General features: G+C 70.1%; 14 protein-coding genes, 1 pseudogene and 1 riboswitch. Of the genes and pseudogenes, 10 read left to right on the forward strand and 5 right to left on the reverse strand.

The window, feature by feature from the left end; genetic code table 11:
* Positions 1-282 precede the first annotated feature (282 nt).
* From AB0E67_RS24790 to AB0E67_RS24805, 4 genes are read left to right on the forward strand one after another with little or no spacing between them, the layout of a single operon-like run.
* On the forward strand, positions 283-855 hold the full coding sequence (locus tag AB0E67_RS24790; protein WP_362030578.1) for a flavin reductase family protein: 573 nt from the start codon (positions 283-285) through the stop codon (positions 853-855).
* A 49-nt stretch (positions 856-904) separates the two neighbouring features.
* Positions 905-2,479 (forward strand): 4-hydroxyphenylacetate 3-hydroxylase N-terminal domain-containing protein, encoded by a 1,575-nt coding sequence (locus AB0E67_RS24795; protein ID WP_362030580.1) that lies wholly within the window; start codon positions 905-907, stop codon positions 2,477-2,479.
* 52 nt (positions 2,480-2,531) lie between these two features.
* Complete coding sequence (catA, locus tag AB0E67_RS24800; RefSeq protein WP_362030582.1) at positions 2,532-3,389, forward strand: catechol 1,2-dioxygenase; 858 nt, start codon at positions 2,532-2,534, stop codon at positions 3,387-3,389.
* A gap of 16 nt (positions 3,390-3,405) precedes the next feature.
* The gene (locus tag AB0E67_RS24805) at positions 3,406-4,110 is read left to right on the forward strand and encodes a hypothetical protein (protein WP_362030584.1); all 705 of its coding nucleotides are present in this window, start codon (positions 3,406-3,408) and stop codon (positions 4,108-4,110) included.
* Between the two features lie 433 nt (positions 4,111-4,543).
* Here AB0E67_RS24805 and AB0E67_RS24810 read toward each other — a convergent pair whose 3' ends face one another.
* Positions 4,544-5,563, reverse strand: coding sequence for an RNA polymerase sigma factor (locus AB0E67_RS24810; RefSeq protein WP_362030586.1), 1,020 nt, complete (start codon positions 5,561-5,563; stop codon positions 4,544-4,546).
* Positions 5,564-6,846: 1,283 nt separating this feature from the next.
* Positions 6,847-7,071, forward strand: a riboswitch (cobalamin riboswitch).
* A gap of 165 nt (positions 7,072-7,236) precedes the next feature.
* Between AB0E67_RS24810 and metE the strand changes: the two genes are divergently transcribed.
* On the forward strand, positions 7,237-9,555 hold the full coding sequence (gene metE / locus AB0E67_RS24815) for a 5-methyltetrahydropteroyltriglutamate--homocysteine S-methyltransferase (RefSeq protein ID WP_362030588.1): 2,319 nt from the start codon (positions 7,237-7,239) through the stop codon (positions 9,553-9,555).
* Positions 9,556-9,637: 82 nt separating this feature from the next.
* A pseudogene (locus AB0E67_RS24820) lies at positions 9,638-9,954 on the forward strand (GNAT family N-acetyltransferase); the annotation flags it as partial.
* Between the two features lie 207 nt (positions 9,955-10,161).
* Here the strand turns inward: AB0E67_RS24820 and AB0E67_RS24825 are convergent.
* The 3 genes from AB0E67_RS24825 to AB0E67_RS24835 all read right to left on the reverse strand — a co-directional run bounded on the left by AB0E67_RS24825 (position 10,162) and on the right by AB0E67_RS24835 (position 12,572).
* On the reverse strand, positions 10,162-10,995 hold the full coding sequence (locus AB0E67_RS24825; protein ID WP_362030590.1) for a cytochrome c oxidase assembly protein: 834 nt from the start codon (positions 10,993-10,995) through the stop codon (positions 10,162-10,164).
* Positions 10,995-11,546 carry a DUF2243 domain-containing protein gene (locus tag AB0E67_RS24830; protein WP_362030592.1) on the reverse strand — a complete coding sequence of 184 codons (552 nt, stop codon included), beginning with the start codon at positions 11,544-11,546 and terminating at the stop codon, positions 10,995-10,997. Before AB0E67_RS24830 ends, AB0E67_RS24825 begins: the two co-directional genes overlap by 1 nt.
* Positions 11,547-11,882: 336 nt before the next feature.
* Positions 11,883-12,572: a UdgX family uracil-DNA binding protein gene (locus AB0E67_RS24835; RefSeq protein WP_362030594.1), complete on the reverse strand. Its 690-nt coding sequence runs from the start codon at positions 12,570-12,572 to the stop codon at positions 11,883-11,885.
* 334 nt (positions 12,573-12,906) lie between these two features.
* On the opposite strand from AB0E67_RS24835, the gene AB0E67_RS24840 reads away from it, so the two are divergent.
* The 4 genes from AB0E67_RS24840 to AB0E67_RS24855 all read left to right on the forward strand — a co-directional run bounded on the left by AB0E67_RS24840 (position 12,907) and on the right by AB0E67_RS24855 (position 16,083).
* Positions 12,907-13,086 carry a CsbD family protein gene (locus AB0E67_RS24840; protein WP_362030596.1) on the forward strand — a complete coding sequence of 60 codons (180 nt, stop codon included), beginning with the start codon at positions 12,907-12,909 and terminating at the stop codon, positions 13,084-13,086.
* Between the two features lie 310 nt (positions 13,087-13,396).
* The gene (locus AB0E67_RS24845; protein WP_362030598.1) at positions 13,397-14,032 is read left to right on the forward strand and encodes a histone protein; all 636 of its coding nucleotides are present in this window, start codon (positions 13,397-13,399) and stop codon (positions 14,030-14,032) included.
* 6 nt (positions 14,033-14,038) lie between these two features.
* Positions 14,039-15,025, forward strand: coding sequence for an SRPBCC family protein (locus AB0E67_RS24850; protein ID WP_362030600.1), 987 nt, complete (start codon positions 14,039-14,041; stop codon positions 15,023-15,025).
* 221 nt (positions 15,026-15,246) lie between these two features.
* A complete protein-coding gene (locus AB0E67_RS24855; protein WP_362030602.1) occupies positions 15,247-16,083 on the forward strand; it encodes a Rieske (2Fe-2S) protein in 837 nt (278 codons plus the stop codon).
* A gap of 66 nt (positions 16,084-16,149) precedes the next feature.
* On the opposite strand, the gene AB0E67_RS24860 is transcribed toward AB0E67_RS24855, so the two are convergent.
* Complete coding sequence (locus AB0E67_RS24860; RefSeq protein ID WP_362030604.1) at positions 16,150-16,554, reverse strand: gas vesicle protein K; 405 nt, start codon at positions 16,552-16,554, stop codon at positions 16,150-16,152.
* Position 16,555: the final 1 nt, after the last annotated feature.

Genomic DNA, 16,555 nt, shown 5'->3' on the forward strand with positions numbered 1-16,555 from the left:
CGACGCGGGCCGGTGCTGTGGCAGGCACGGCATCGGTCCGCGTGCCACACCTCCGACAGTCAGGAGCGGGGCAATGACACCCACGAGGACGAGCCGCCCGGTGAAGGCACCCGGAAGAGCGTCCGGCGCGATGATCGTCGGCACGGGCTTCGCCGGACTCCACTCGGTGCACACGACACGCGACGGGACGGCCCCGTCCGGGCGCGCCCGGGGCCGGACATCCGGCAGCGGGTGCCGGGCCGGCGAGCACCTCGCGTCCGCAGGCTCTCCGGGGCGGGCCACATGAACCAGCGCCACCTCAGGAACGCCTTCGGCCGCTTCGCCACCGGTGTCACGGTCGTCACCTGCGCCACCTCCGACGGCGGACGCCACGGCGCCACGGTCAACGCGTTCACGGCCGTCTCCCTGGAACCGGCCCTGTGCCAGGTGACCCTCACCCGCCAGTCCAAGGCGTGCCTCTATCTGAAGGACGCGCCCTTCGCGGTCAACATCCTGGCGGCCGACCAGACCGACACCGCCTGGCACTTCGCCGGGCGGCCGGTGGAGCCGGAACCGCAGTGGTCCGACGGGCCCCTCGGCCCCGTGCTCACGGGAGCGGCGGCCACGATCTCGTGCCGCCCCTGGCGCACCTACGACGGCGGGGACCACCTGATCGTCATCGGCGAGGTGGTCGAGGCCGACATCACCGATCTGGAGCCGCTGCTGTTCCACGCCGGAACCTTCCGCCACCTGGGCCGACAGGACGCGGGCGTCCACTGGGGCGCCTGCCTGGACAGCCCCGAGAGCGGATGGTTCACCGGTGCCCCCGCCTTCACCGCGATGCACGCGGAGCGCGTCACGCACCACGCCTCGTAATCCCCGCTCACGCACCTTTCACCCACCTTCGAGATCAGCTAGGACGGACATGACTCAGGAAGACACCCGCTCTCCGGCCACCCCGCCCGCGGAGGGCGTGCGCAAGACCCGCCCGCTGACGGGCGACGAGTACATCGAGTCCATTCGTGACGGACGGGAGGTGTGGGTCTACGGCGAGAAGGTCAAGGACGTCACCGAGCACCCCGCCTTCCGCAACTCGGTGCGCATGACCGCGCGGCTGTACGACGCGCTGCACGACCCGGACAAGCAGTCGGTGCTCACGGTGCCGACCGACACCGGCAGCGACGGTTTCACCCATCCGTTCTTCCGTACGCCGCGCAGCCGCGAGGACCTGGTCGCCGATCGCGACGCGATCGCCGAGTGGGCGCGGATGACCTACGGCTGGATGGGCCGCAGCCCCGACTACAAGGCGGCCTTCCTCGGCACCCTCGGCGCCAACAGCGACTTCTACCAGCCCTTCGGCGACAATGCCCGGCGCTGGTACACCGAGTCGCAGGAGAAGGTCCTCTACTGGAACCACGCCATCATCAACCCGCCGGTCGACCGCGACCGCAACCCCGACGAGGTCAAGGACATCTTCGTCCACGTCGACGAGGAGCGGGACGACGGCCTGGTCATCAGCGGCGCCAAGGTGGTGGCCACCGGCTCGGCCATCACCCACTACAACTTCATCGCCCACTACGGCCTGCCGATCAAGAAGAAGGAGTTCGCGCTGGTCTGCACCGTCCCGATGGGCACGCCGGGCATGAAGCTGATCAGTCGGCACTCCTACGCGATGAACGCCGACGTGATGGGCAGCCCCTTCGACTACCCGCTGTCGAGCCGCTTCGACGAGAACGACACCATCTTCATCCTCGACAAGGTGAAGATCCCCTGGGAGAACGTCTTCATCTACGGCGACGCCGAAAAGGCGAGCACGTTCTTCCCCGGCTCGGGCTTCCTGCACCGCTTCACCTTCCACGGCTGCACGCGCCTCGCCGTCAAGCTCGACTTTATCGCCGGACTGCTGATGAAGGGCGTGGAGGTCACCGGCACCAAGGACTTCCGCGGCATCCAGACCCGCGTGGGCGAGGTCATCGCCTGGCGCAACCTGTTCTGGGGTCTGACCGACGCCATGGCGAACAACCCGGACTCGTGGAAGGACGACGCCCTCCTGCCCAAGCTCGACTACGGCCTGGCCTACCGCTGGTTCATGACCCTCGGCTATCCGCGGATCAAGGAAATCATCATGCAGGACCTGGGCAGTGGGCTGATCTACCTCAACTCCAACGCCAAGGACTTCTCCGTCCCGGAGATCCGCCCCTACCTGGACAAGTACGTGCGCGGGTCCAACGGCTACGACTCCGTCGAGCGGGTCAAGCTGATGAAGCTGATCTGGGACTCCATCGGCAGCGAGTTCGGCGGCCGGCACGAGCTGTACGAGCGCAACTACTCGGGCAACCACGAGCAGGTGCGCGCGGAGATGCTCTTCACCGCCCAGGCTTCCGGGGCCGCCGACGCCATGAAGGGCTTCGCGGAGCAGTGCATGGCCGAGTACGACCTGAACGGCTGGACCGTGCCGGACCTGATCAACCCGGATGACGTGAGCATCCACCGCCGCTGATCACTTCGCCGGGGCGGTCCGGTGCCGCCCCGGCCCACCTCGGAGCCGCACGATGAGCATCACCGATCCTTCGACGTCCCCCACAGCCGCGGATTCCGGCGCGCCGGCCGGCGCCGCGTTCCGGGCCGACAGGCGACACCACGACACGGCGGAGACCTCCGCCGAACGCGTCGACACGATCCTGAAGGCCCTGCTCGGCGCGGTGCATCAGGTCGTCTCCGACCACGAGATCACCTATCCCGAGTTCCAGGCGGCCAAGAGCTGGCTGATGGAGGTCGGAGAGGGTGGCGAATGGCCTCTTCTCCTGGACGTATTCGTCGAGCACGCCGTCGAGGAGGTGGCCTCCCGCAGCCGACAGGGCACCAAGGGCTCCATCGAGGGCCCGTACTACCTGCCTGGCAGCCGCCGTCTGCCCGCCCACTGCGAACTGCCCCGCCGGGCCGACGAAAAGGGCACACCGCTCTCCCTCACCGGCCGGGTCCGCGACGTGGACGGCACTCCCCTGCCGGGAGCGGAGGTCGACATCTGGCACGCGGACGCCGACGGCCACTACTCCGGCTTCGCGCCGCACCTGCCCGAGGGCAACCTGCGCGGCCTGGTCGTCACGGACGACGAGGGCCGGTTCTCCATCCGCACCGTCCGCCCGGCCCCGTACCGGATCCCGGCCGACGGCCCCACGGGACGCATGATCGCCGCGGCGGGATGGCACCCCTGGCGTCCCGCTCATCTGCATGTGATGGTCCGGGCGGAGGGGCACCGGCAGGTCACGACGCAGCTGTACTTCGCGGGCGGCGCGTGGGTGGACGACGACGTCGCCCGGGCGACCAAGCCCGAACTGATCCTGCGCCCCGTGGCGGACGGGGAAGGCGGCCTCGTGCAGCGGTACGACTTCGTCCTCGAACGGGCCTGAGACCAAGGATGCGGATGTGACAGCGCAATCTTCCCCGAACTGCCCGGAGTTCGCACCGGCAGTCCGCGCCTCGGGCGCCGTGTGGACGGGCCCGCACGACGTTCCCTCCGACTGGCGGGGCTGCGCCGTGACCATGGGCGTCTTCGACGGATTCCACCGCGGCCATGCCGCACTGGTCCGGCGGGTGCGCGAACGGGCGGCTCACCACGGGCTGCCGTCCGTGCTGCTGACCTTCGACCCGCACCCCCTCACGGTGACCTGTCCGCAGCGCGCGCCCAAGCACCTGACGTCCCTCGAAGAACGCGTCCGCCTCGCCCACGGTCTCGGCGTCGACGTCGTGCTCGTGCTGCCGTTCACCACGGCACTGGCCGACATGGCGGCCGACGAGTTCGCCGACCGGTTCCTCGGCCGCACACTCGGAGCCCGCGCCGTCGTGGTGGGCGAGAACTTCCGCTTCGGCCGGGGAGGCGGCGGCGACACCGCCCTGCTCGGCCGCGCGGGAAGGCGGCTCGGTTTCACCGTGGACGCCGTGCCGCTCGTCGCCCGCGACGGCCGTACCTGCTCCTCCACTCTGATACGCAGCCGCCTGGCGGCCGGTGACCTCAAGGGTGTCGAAGAGCTGCTGGGGCGCCCGTGGCGCACGGCATTCTCCGTACCGCCCCTGCCGTCCGGCGGCATCGCGTCACGCGTACCGGTGATCGACGACGTCGCGAAGCGCTGAGGGCTGTCCCGTAATCCCTGGTGGATCAGTGCGCGGCGTCGGCTGCGGTGCATCGCAAGGCGGAGGGGCGCCCGCACACTGGATGTATTCGGGCGCTCGGACAACGTGGCGAGGCGTCGTGACAGGCGAGCGTGCCCCACGCCCGGCACGGGCAGGCCTCGCGCGCTCGGGCCGTCCTGACTGCCCGCCGGTCCGGGATCCGGACCGCTCCTGGACCGACACCCCGCCACCCTCGCTGGCGGAACAACCATGTTGACGCGGTCCCGCCGGGATCCGGTCCCGGCCGGGATCCGATGGATCGAGATCGGTACACGCTCGTATCCCCGGCAGGCGAATCCCCGCCCGCAGGCCGTCGGCGCAGGTCGTCGGTTCGACCGGCCTCGCGGCCCCTGGCCCACCCCCTCGGTTTCCAGACCGCCGTTCACCGGCCGCGTCAGTCGGCCCGCAGGTAGTCTTCGAGTGCCTGCGAGCGGGACGGATGGCGGAGCTTGGACATCGTCTTGTGCTCGATCTGACGAATCCGTTCACGTGTCACGCCGTAGACGCGCCCGATCTCCTCCAAGGTCCACCGCCTGCCGTCGGCGAGTCCGAAGCGCAGGGAAATGATGCCGGCCTCGCGCGCGGTCATTCCGGCCAGGAGCCTGTCGATGGTCTCCCGCAGGACTCCGTGGATCACGGCCTCCCAGGGCGGTGGGGAGTCGTCGTCCTCGATGAGGTCCCCGAGCTCGACGTCGCCGGCTGCGGTGATCGCCGTGTGCAAGGAGACCGGTTCCGCGGCGTAGTGGTCCAGTTCGAGCAATCGCTCCGTCGAGATGCCGATCTTTTCCGCGACTTGTTCAGGCGTCGGCATGACGCCTGTGTCCCGGAGCATCTCGTGGCGGACTCGCGTGACTCGGTTGATGACCTCGACGGCGTGGACCGGAATGCGGATGGTACGGCTCTGGTCCGCGAGAGCGCGGCTGACGGACTGCTTGATCCACCAGGTCCCGTAGGTGGAGAACTTGAATCCCTTGGTGTAGTCGAACTTCTCCACGGCGCGGATGAGACCCGCGTTCCCTTCCTGGATCAGGTCGAGCAGGTCCAGCCCCCGGCCCGTGTAGCGCTTGGCGATGGAAACCACCAGGCGGAGGTTGGCCTCGGTGAGGTGGTCCTTGGCCCGATGCCCGTCGGCCGCGAGCGCCGCCCACTCCCGTCTGGAACAAGGCTCCGCGTCCGGCCTCTCCGCCAGCAGGCGCTCGGCGTACAGCCCCGCCTCGATCCGCTTGGCCAGATCCACCTCTTCCTCGGCGGTGAGCAGACGGACACGGGCGATGAGCCGCAGGTAGTCCTTGACCGGGTCCGTCGTGCCTCCGTCGGGGAGGAGTTGCGCGGGGAGGGCGTCGGTGTCGTCCTCCGTCTCCACCGGAGCTTCTTCGACGAGCAGCTCACCGGTCTCCGTCTGCCCCGGGCTCATGCCGCCCCCAGCAGCGGGCGAGGGAATCCGCCCGTGCACAAGGCGGGACGGACGACCTGTGTCGGGGTGCCCTCCGCGATGTACCGCCCATCGGTGCCGATCGTCGATGAAATCCTCGCAAGGAAATCCGTGTCCGGCTTTTCGAGCTGCTCGACGATCCTGCGGGCGTACACCGAAAAGGACCTCGAACAACGGCTTCGCACCCCTGTGAACGCCGTGTCGAATACCAAGAGCGATTTACCAGCCATCTGGACCTCGGTACATAGAAGCGAAGCATTCCGAGGCAAATCGACAGACGTTTCACCAGGAATATCTCGGCGGGCTTCCGCAATGGCGAGTCGATCCCTCACTCACTCGAGGCTACCATCGCGTAATCACCGGGAAGGGCCCGCGGAGAGCAAACTCCCACTGTGAGGAAAGTCGCCCTTGACGGCGTGCCGACCGGCGTGAGCAATACGGCCGAGTCACGTGAACAACTCACTACCGGCACCTCCCCCAAAGGCCCTGACCAGGGGTGATCCTCCGATCAGGCCACCGCCTCGACGTTCAGTGCCGTACCGGGGAACGAGCAGATCCGTTGCGGCCCTTTCGGTTGCCCGGCGTCCTTGCGTCGCTGCCGTCGCCCACCCGGAGAGCATGCTTGGCACCACTGCGTCGGTATACCTCGGAGACCTCCGAAGGCAGAACATTCGGAATCCTGAGGGACTGCAATGCTTTTACGCTATTCCGGTGGCCGCGTTCGGCATTCTTCGTCCGGGCCCCCGTTGGCACCGGGCGGCGCTCGATTTCATTGGCGAGCAGGAACTCGCCGTGTTCAGCGTTCGCAGGATCGGATCAATCCCGTTCACCGCATGTCTCCCGTGGCAGCATCACCGCGCGGTGCGGGGACTTCTTTGACCGGCCGTCGTACCGAAATCCTGGCGTCCGAGCCCGGCGACAGGTCCGCCGGATCAGCGATCGACCACCCGGTGCGCGTCGGCGGGCCAGGATCCGGCGCCGACGATGTGCTCCACGATCCTGAACGCCTCACCGATCGGCACGGTGTCCTCGTCCGGATACTCGTCGTGCTGCCCGTTGGAGAGAACGAACCACAGACGGATCCGAGAGGCGGCCCTCCAAGCGGGGCTTCCACGCCCGCGACCGGGGCTCAGGATCCGGTACGCCGCGGGGTGTGGACCGGGATCGCGCCCACCGCGTCCATGCCCCCGCGCCGTCCGCCACACGTGACTTGATTCACCATCCGGATGATGGACGACCTCGCCCTTCCTCGCGCGTCAGCCCGTAGGCTGCGGGCAGCAGCTGGTTCGCCCCCGTCAGCCAGGCGGGAGCGTCGCAAGAGGGAACCCGGTGGGAATCCGGGACTGCCCCGCAGCGGTGAGCGGGAACGACCGCCGTCATACGCACTGGACCCGACGTACAGGGTCTGGGAAGCGACGGCCAGTAGATGTCCTCATGAGGTGAGGACGTGCCCGCGAGTCCGAAGACCTGCCAACTGCCCGCGCACGGACCAGTCGTGCGCGGACATCCCGGTGACCTCGAGGGCGGGTCGGCGTACATACCAGGCGGATGACCGTGCCTTGCCGCACGGGATCGTCTCCGCCCGGTTCGTCATCCCTTCGCGCTCTCGTCCCGTCCCCGGGATCTCAGGGATTCATCTCGCGAAGGAGATCTCCGTGACACCGAAGTCCGCAGCCGCGGCAACACGGGCCACCGTGTACGGCTACCCCCGTCAGGGCCGGAACCGGGAACTGAAGAAGGCCGTCGAGGGTTACTGGAAGGGCCGCGTCACGGCCGAGGCCCTCCGGGCCACCGCCGCCGACCTGCGCCGGAACAACTGGCGGCACCTCGCCGACGCAGGCATCCACGAGGTGCCGACCGGCGACTTCTCGTTCTACGACCATGTCCTGGACACCACCGTCATGGTCGGCGCGATCCCCGAACGCCACCGGGACGCCGTCACCGCCGATGCCCTGGACGGCTACTTCGCCATGGCCCGCGGCACCCAGGAGGTGGCGCCACTGGAGATGACCAAGTGGTTCGACACCAACTACCACTATCTCGTCCCGGAACTGGGCCCTGACACCGTCTTCACCGCCGACTCCGCCAAGCAGACGGGCGAGTTGAAGGAGGCCCTCGCGCTCGGACTCACCGCCCGGCCCGTGCTCGTGGGTCCGGTCACCTATCTGCTGCTCTCCAAGCCGGCTCCCGGCGTGGCCGCCGACTTCGATCCGCTCACCCTGCTCGACCGGCTGCTGCCGGTGTACGCCGAGGTCCTCGCCGACCTGCGAGCCGCCGGCGCCGAGTGGGTACAGCTGGACGAGCCGGCCCTGGTCCAGGACCGCACCCCTGCCGAGCTGAACGCCGCCGAGCGCGCCTACCGCGGCCTCGGCGCGCTCGCCGACCGGCCGAAGCTGCTGGTCGCCTCCTATTTCGGCCGGCTCGGCGACGCCCTGCCGGTCCTGGCGAAGGCGCCGGTCGACGGGCTCGCGCTGGACTTCACCGAGGGCGCCGCCGCCCATCTGGACGCGCTCGCCGCCGTCGGCGGACTGCCCGGCAAGCGGCTGGTCGCCGGGGTGGTCGACGGCCGCAACATCTGGGGCAACGACCTCGCCAAGTCCCTGTCCACACTGGGCACGCTGCTGGGCCTGGCCGACCGCGTCGATGTGTCTGCCTCCTGCTCCCTCCTCCACGTGCCGCTGGACACGGCACCGGAGCGGGACATCGAACCGCAGATCCTGCGCTGGCTGGCGTTCGCACGGCAGAAGACGCGGGAGATCGTCACACTCGCCAAGGGCCTCGCCCAGGGCACCGACACGATCGCCGCCGAACTCGCCGCGAACCGGGCCGACCTCGCGTCCCGCGCGCACTCGCCCATCACTCACGACCCGGCGGTCCGTGCCCGTGCCGCCGCCACGACGGAGGCCGACGCGCGCCGCTCCCAGCCGTACGCCGAGCGCACCGCCGCCCAGCACGCACATCTCGGCCTGCCGCTGCTGCCGACCACCACCATCGGCTCGTTCCCGCAGACCGACGAGCTGCGCGCCGCGCGAGCGGACCTGCGGGCCGGCCGGATCGACACAGCAGGGTACGAGGAACGCGTCAGGGCCGAGATCCAGGAGGTGATCGCCTTCCAGGAGAAGACGGGCCTGGACGTCCTCGTGCACGGCGAGCCCGAACGCAACGACATGGTCCAGTACTTCGCCGAACAGTTGACCGGCTACCTCGCCACCCAGCACGGCTGGGTGCAGTCCTACGGCACCCGCTACGTGCGCCCGCCGATCCTGGCAGGCGACATCTCCCGCCCGGATCCGATGACGGTCCGCTGGACGACGTACGCGCAGTCGCTCACCGACCGCCCGGTCAAGGGCATGCTCACCGGGCCGGTCACCATGCTCGCCTGGTCCTTCGTCCGCGACGACCAGCCGCTCGGGGAGACCGCCCGGCAGGTCGCCCTCGCGCTGCGCGAGGAGGTGGGCGACCTGGAGGCGGCCGGTACGTCGGTCATCCAGGTCGACGAGCCCGCCCTGCGCGAGACCCTGCCGCTGCGCGCCGCCGACCGCGACGCCTACCTCGCGTGGGCCACCGAGGCGTTCCGGCTCACCACCGGTGGTGTGCGTGCGGACACCCAGATCCACACCCACATGTGCTACGCCGAGTTCGGCGACATCGTCCAGGCCATCGACGACCTCGACGCCGATGTCATCAGCCTGGAGGCCGCCCGCTCGCACATGCAGGTCGCCCGTGAACTCGCCGACCACGGCTACCCGCGCGAGGCCGGACCGGGCGTCTACGACATCCACTCCCCCCGCGTCCCGAGCGCCGGAGAGGCGGCGGATCTGCTGCGCACCGGCTTGAAGGCCATCCCGGCGGAGCGGCTGTGGGTCAATCCCGACTGCGGCCTGAAGACCCGCGGCTGGCCCGAGACCCGCGCCTCCCTGGAGAACCTGGTCGCCGCGGCCCGCACGGTCCGCGGCGAGCTCTCCCCGTCCTGAGCCGGCCGGAACACCGGGGCCGGGGCGCCAGCGCCCCGGCCCCGCCGAGCAGCGCAGACGTGCGGAAATGGGGCGCGGCAGCTACGCACAGGCCGCCGCCGGCCTCGGTCCCGACCGCACCGCCGAATGGTTGTGCGACGCCCGCGAGACGGACGAACTCGCCGTCCGCGCGGCCTTCCGTGGCACCCGCCTCGCCGCCGAACTGCGGGAGGCCGTGACCGCTGACGCACCCGAGGGCCGCGCCTGGCTGCTCACCTCGGCCCGGTCCCCCCGTGCCATGGCCTTCTACCGTCGCCTGGGCCTGACACCGGCCACCCACCCCTCGCCCGAGGTCAGGGCATCGCCGTGTTCCTCGGCCCACGCCATCCCGCCCGGTCCCTGGCGTCCCTTTCCCCGTGACTTCCCGGAGTCGCTCTTTCCCGTGACACCGGAGCCGCGCCCACGCACACGGTCAAGTCCGCCGCCCCGGGGCCCCGCTGACGGACCGGCGCCTGCGGAGCCCACTCCGGGCGCCCGTGTCCGGTACCACGCCCTGCGTCAGGTCCTCGGGGCCGCCGCGCGGTCCGGTTCGCCCAACCTTCCCCCATCGCCGTGACATGTCGACTTTCAGACAGGTGTCGGAGCGGCTCCGGTCCCGGCGACGCGTGGCGGTGCCGTACGCCGGCGGTCGGGTCGCCACGTGGTCACCAAGGCGGCGGCCAGGAGCAGTTCGGCGCCGTCACCGCCGTAGTACATGATCTCCGCGCCCCCTCGGACCTGGTCGATCGGCGCGTGGATGTGGACCCGGAAGCCGCCGTACATGAGTTGCGAGACCACCGCGTGCATCGCGACGGCCACCCCGAGGCAGACCAGACGTACGCGCACGCCCGGTCGCGACGGGGCGGGGTCGGGACCGGCGATGGCGTGGGTGAACAGGCATCCGGACAGGAAGAAGTGCGCGTGCAACAGCCAGTGCGCCGCCGGTACACCCGCGATCGCGTTGTACAAGGGAGTGAAGTAGAGCGGGACGAGGCTGCCGACGGAGAGTGTGAGGGCCACCTCCGGTCGGGCGACGAACCGGGCCGGCGTGCTGCGCAGCATGCCGGTCAGCCGACGGGCCCGGGGCCCGGACAGGGTGCGCAGCAGAAGGGTGACGGGCGCTGCCAGGACGAGCGCGAGCGGTGAGTACATGCCGATGAGCAGATGCTGGATCATGTGCGCGCGGAAGTCGTCGTGGGCCAGGGACGCAACCGGCGGCAGCAGAGCCGCCCCGAGCAGGACGGCCCCGGTCAGCAAGCTCGCCGTTCGCCACGGGCTCCAGCCCAGGACCGGGTTGCGGCGGCGGGCCCGGCGTGCCAGCAGCAGGTACGCGCCGACGGCCGCCGACAGGGCGAGGACGGGCAGCAGCGTCTCAAGGGCCCCGTTGCCCGGATGCTGGTGCACGGACACGTCATGTCCCATCAGGCGTACCGGCCTTCCTCAGGGCGGGCGGGCGCGGCCGGCTCGAAGGGCCGGCCGCTGCGCTGCATCAGGTAGCCGGCAGTGATCAGCACAGCGCCCAGGACCAGGAAGCCGATGTCCCACCAGACCTGGCCGTTTCCGGAGCGGACGTGGTGGATGCCCAGGACATGGTGGTCCAGGACGCCCTCGACGAGGTTGAACAGGCCCCAGCCGACGAGCATCCAGCCCCACAGCACCCGCGACCGCCACACCCGTCGCCGGTCGCGGGTGACGCGCGCGTACAGGATGGCCAGTCCGATCAGTACGGCGAGCCAGCACACGGTGTGGAAGACGCCGTCCCACACCGTGTTCATCTGCAGGCCGGAGACCGTGTTCGGGTCGTAGTACTTGATTCCGATACGGTCGTGGTCGGTGCTGCTGAGCATGTGGTGCCACTGCAGGACCTGATGCAGCAGAATGCCGTCGGCGAACCCGCCCATCCCCACCCCGAGCACGATGCCGGGCAACCTGAGACACCCCGACACCGAACCGTCCCGCGTCTCACCCGTCATCGTGGCCACCGTCGGCCTCCCTTCCCGCACCTGGATCCGGAGTTCTCTCCGAAGGAGCTTCCCTCTTCGCGGTGCTCGCCCGTGCCTGTCTGCTCCATCCGGCCCAACCACCGCCGAGATCACCCTCTTGGTGCCCGGCGGCAACGGCTCGTCGCCGGCCGTCGGACGGCCACCGTCCGCAGCTCGTTCAGGGCGTGAGTCGACCGCACGGCGCCGGTGCCGTGGACGACGCCGAGGGCGCGTCCACCGCACCGCGCCACACGGCTCGGCGGACCGCGCCCTCGAACTCGGCGGCCCGAAGCCGCACGAGAAGGCCCCGGCCGCGGGAGGAACGCCTCAGCCGAGGAACCGTGCGGCCGTCCGCAGATCCGAGAGCAGTCCTCCGTACGCCACGTCCCGGTCCTTCGCCCGCAGCACGGCCGAGGGATGCACCGTGGCGAGCACCCGATGGCCGTTCCACTCGCCCTCCCCTGCGGCATCCGGAGTCGCGGGGATGTCCCAGTCCGGCAGGGACAGCAGCGCGCCACGCACCTCCGTCACCCTGAAGGAGCCGCCGAACAGGGCCTTGCCCGCGGTGGCGCCCAACGCCACCACGAGCGCCGGATCGATCCGGCGCAGTTCGGCTGCCAGCCAGGGGCGGCAGGCCGTGATCTCCCGGAGGTTCGGTGCCTTGTGGATACGCCGCTTCTGCGTCCCCGTGAGGGGCGAGAACTTGAAGTGCTTGACGGCGTTGGTGAAGTAGACCTGCTCCTCATCGATGCCGGCTTCGGCCAGTGCCCTGCGCAGCAGCCGGCCCGCCGGACCGACGAAGGGCACGCCCTGGCGGTCCTCCTGGTCGCCGGGCTGCTCCCCGACCAGGACCGTGTGCGCGGTGGCCGGCCCGGCACCGAAGACCGTCTGCGTGGCGTCCGCGTACAGCGGGCACCCGCGGCAATCGGCCGCCGCACGGCGCAGCGCGGGCAGGCCGCCCCGTGCGGGTACGTAGTCGAGGGCGCTCTCGCGCGGACCCTTCGCACTGCTGGTCATGGCGCCCCTTCCGGTCGCGCACCCGTGTGGGACGTCGTCCCCGGGGGCATCGGTCCGTCGGCCGGATCGGCGGCCCGGACGCCGCCTCGCCGGGCCTGCTCCCTGTCCTTCATCGGCTCCTCCTCCGCGGGTGCGCGCATCGGTCGGCGAGGCCGGGCAGTGGGCCGTGGCTGCGTCTCTCCAGCCAGTATCCGACTCGACCGGCTGGTAACGCGGCCCCAGCGGCACCTCCGCATCGGCCCGCTTTCAGTGAATCTCTTCCACACCGCGCCGATGACTCGGACAGGAACTACGTTTGAAGGAGAGCCCTGAACAGCCCATCGGAGGAGTCGCAATGGCTCACGGAAGCGGCAAGGACAAGATCAAGGGCAAGGCGAAGGAAACCTTGGGCAAGTTGGCGGGAGACCGCCGCAAGGAAGCCGAGGGAAAGGCCGAGCAGGCCAAGGGCGAGATCAAGAAGAAGATGAGTGGCGGCCGTGACCGCACCCCGCCTCACGTACCGCCCTCTCGGTAGCCATCGATCACCCTTCCGCCGCACGACCGGAGAAGGTCGGCGGGGCGGAAGTCGCGTGACGGCCCGCACGCCCCTGCGGGAAGTGCGGGCCGTTCGCGGCCCCGGCGCGTTCTCCCGCTCCTCCGGGCCCATTTCCAGGGGCTCCCGCGAAGGCCCGGTCGACGGCGCGCGCACGAAACGACGGAAGCAGCGGAACAGAGCCGGAGGAATCCCTATCTCCCACGGCTCCGCTCGACACTCGTGAGAACTCGGCACCCAGGAGAATTCGACGTCCGTGAGAGCTCGACGTCGATGAGAGGGTGAACAACCCATGACCGATGTCAACAGACTGTTGCTCGCCGTGGCGGTGGCAGGCGGCTACGTTCTGGGGCGGACCAAGAAGGGGCGGCTCGCCCTCACGGTGGCGTCCTATGCGGCCGGCCGTCATTACGGGGTCGAGCCACGGAAGATCGTCACCGAGGGCGTGAAAAGGCTCGGGGAGATTCCGCAGGTCGCGGACCTGGGCGATCAATTGCGGGGCGAACTGATGACGGTCGGTCGCGAAGCCGTATCAGCGGCCGCCGATCGTCGTCTCTCCGCGTTCGCCGATGCTCTTCACGAGCGGACTCTTCGCTTGGAGGGCTCCGGTGAGGAGGAGGTCCGGGACCGGCCGGACGGGAAGGACCTCGATCGGGACGACGAGGAAGAGGAACACGAGGAGGAGCACGCGCACGAGGGCCGTGCGAGAGGGCCGCGCGCCCGCGGCACCTCGGGAAAGAAGCCCCGCGACCGCGCGGACAGAGGCGACGGCACGAGGAAGACGGGGGACCGCGAGCGGGCGGCCGGGGGGACGGCGCCTTCCAAGAAACCCCCGGCCCGGCGGAAGACCACCGAAAGGGCCGCCCCCGGGAAGAAGAAGACTCCTTCCTCGGAGAAAGCGCCGTCACACGCCGGGCACCGGAGGTGACCAGTCATGGCACAGCGGCTCAAGGAGACCGAGGTTTCAGGGCTCGACCGGTTCCGCGACGAACTGGGGGACTATCTGTCGGCTCGCGTCGGAGACCTGGCGGAGCGGGCGAGCGACAAGCTGTTCGACGTGACGGACCAGCTCGTCGACGTCGCGCGCAACGGCGGGTCGCTCTCCCGGATGGGTGCGAGCCTCCTCGGCGGCGGCTCCCCCGTCAAAGCGCTGCTCTCCGGAACGGCGAAGAGTGTCAAGGACACGCTCCTGGACAAGACGGGGAGCCTCCTCGGCGGCAAGGGAAAGGCGCCGGGAGACAAGAAGGTCACCAACATCGTCGAGGTGATCGATGTGGGAGTCCCCCTGCGCACGGCCTACGACCACTGGACGCACTACGAGAAGTTCAGCGGGTTCACCAAGGGTGTGCGCAACGTCTCGCTGTCCGACGAGACGACGAGCGACTGGAAGGCCAAGGTCGGCCCCTCGACCCGTGGCTGGAAGGCGACTGTCCAGGAGCAGGTTCCCGACGAACGCATCGTCTGGACGTCCGACGGCGCCAAGGGAACGACACGGGGTGCCGTGAGCTTCCACGAACTGGCTCCCGGCCTGACACGCATCGTGCTGGTCGTCGAGTACTACGCATCGGGGCTGTTCGAGAAGACGGGCAATCTCTGGCGCGCACAGGGACGGAGACTGCGGCTGGACCTCAAGCACTTCCAGCGCCACGTCACTCTCACCGACGAGGAGCCCGAGGGGTGGCGCGGTGAGATCCGTGACGGCGAAGTGGTACGAACCCACGAGCAGGCCGTCGAGGACGAGGAGGCGCGGTGGGACCGCGAGTCGGACGAGGCGGAGGAGGAGAGCGAAGGAGACGAGGAGGAAGAGGGGCCGGAGGCCGAAGACGCGTGGGAGGAGGACGAGGAAGAACCCGAGGACGAGGACCGGCGCGAGGACGACGAGGACGAGGAGGACGGGCGTGAGGACGACGAGCCGGACTGACCGACGTTTTCCCCCTCGCACCCCGCCCTGTGTCGCGACCAGCGGGGTGGAGCGGGGACCCCGGACGTTTGAGGCACGCGCCCGCATGGCAAACGCCTGCCATGCGGCCTTCGGCGAGAAAGACGGAATGCGCGGACCCGGTTGCGCGTGGTGACGCGACGAGGGGCGGTGTCGCGCGCGCCGAGCGTCTTCTCCTGGACCGCCTCGACGCGCTGAGTCGCATGGAGAAGCTCGACGTGCTGTCGTCCCCGATGCGGTGGGTGGTACGCCGTCTCCCCCTCGGCCGCTCCCGTGACGCTCTACGGGGTCTGCCGATCGGCCATCCGCTGCACCCGGCACTCGTGCAGGTCCCGGTGGGGGCATGGCTGTCGGCAGCGGTGCTGGACTGCGTACCCGGCAGTCGGCGCGGTGCACGCGTGCTGGTCGGCGTGGGAGTCCTCGGGGCCGCTCCCGCGGCGCTGGCCGGATGGGTGGACTGGGCGGAGCAACCCCCCGAGCACATGCGCACCGGGTTGGTCCACGCGGCGTCCGTCACCGCCGCCGTCGCGCTGTACGCCGGCTCCTGGGCGCATCGTCGCCGTGACGGCCGCACGGTTCTGGCCAAGGCACTGGGGTTCACCGGGCTGTGCGCCGTCGGCGTCGGCGGACTGCTGGGTGGCCATCTCGCCTATCGGCAGGCGGTCGGCGCCAACAGGGCCGAGTCCGTTCCACGTCTGCTGGGGGCGGGCTGGCATCCCGTTGGCGCCATTGCGGACTTCCCGGCGGGTGTGGCGGTCCGTAGGCAGGTGGGCGAGGTGGCCCTTCTGGTGTTCCGCTGCGAGGACGGACGGATCCGTGTCCTCGGGGAGCGTTGCAGTCATCAGTCGGGCCCGCTCTCCGAGGGAAGGATCGCCGACGGCTGCGTGGAGTGCCCCTGGCACGGCAGTGTCTTCCGGCTGTCGGACGGCGTCAACGTGCGCGGGCCGGCCACCGCTCCGCAACCGGCCTTCGACGTGCGTGTCGACGGTGACGGCATCGTGCGCGTCCGGTTGCCCGGAGCGGGTCGAAGCGCTCCGTGAGCCGCCACTCGTCGCTGTGGCCCGCGGTGCCGGCCGCGTTCGGTCACCGCAGGACGCCGAACGCTCTCATTCCCGGGGAGGCAGCAGAGTGCCGAGCGGGCCGAGGTCCAGGTTGAGGTCGCTCATGGTGAGGCCGTACCGGGCACAGAGTTCGGTCATGCGGTCGTGCAGGATCATCAGTGTCGCTCCCAGGCGCTCCTCCTGTTCCGCCGTGAGGTCCCCCGCCTCGACCCTGTGCAGCGCCTGCCGCTCCATGAGCTGCCGCAGCAACTCGACGAGGGTGAGGACGAGTTTCATCAGGTCGCGTTCGACCGTGTCGGGGTCCGCGTTCACCCTGCGGGCCGGCCGCCGAGCGCCTCGCGGGACGTGCGGGACGTCCTCCTCCCTCGTGGGCAGGGAACGCAGCGCGCGGTCGGCGGCTTCGGCGATCTCGCCGAGACGGCTGTGCGGCAGGTGCTGCTCGCCGGTCATC

This window comes from Streptomyces sp. NPDC032161 (assembly GCF_040636995.1).
GTDB lineage: Bacteria > Actinomycetota > Actinomycetes > Streptomycetales > Streptomycetaceae > Streptomyces.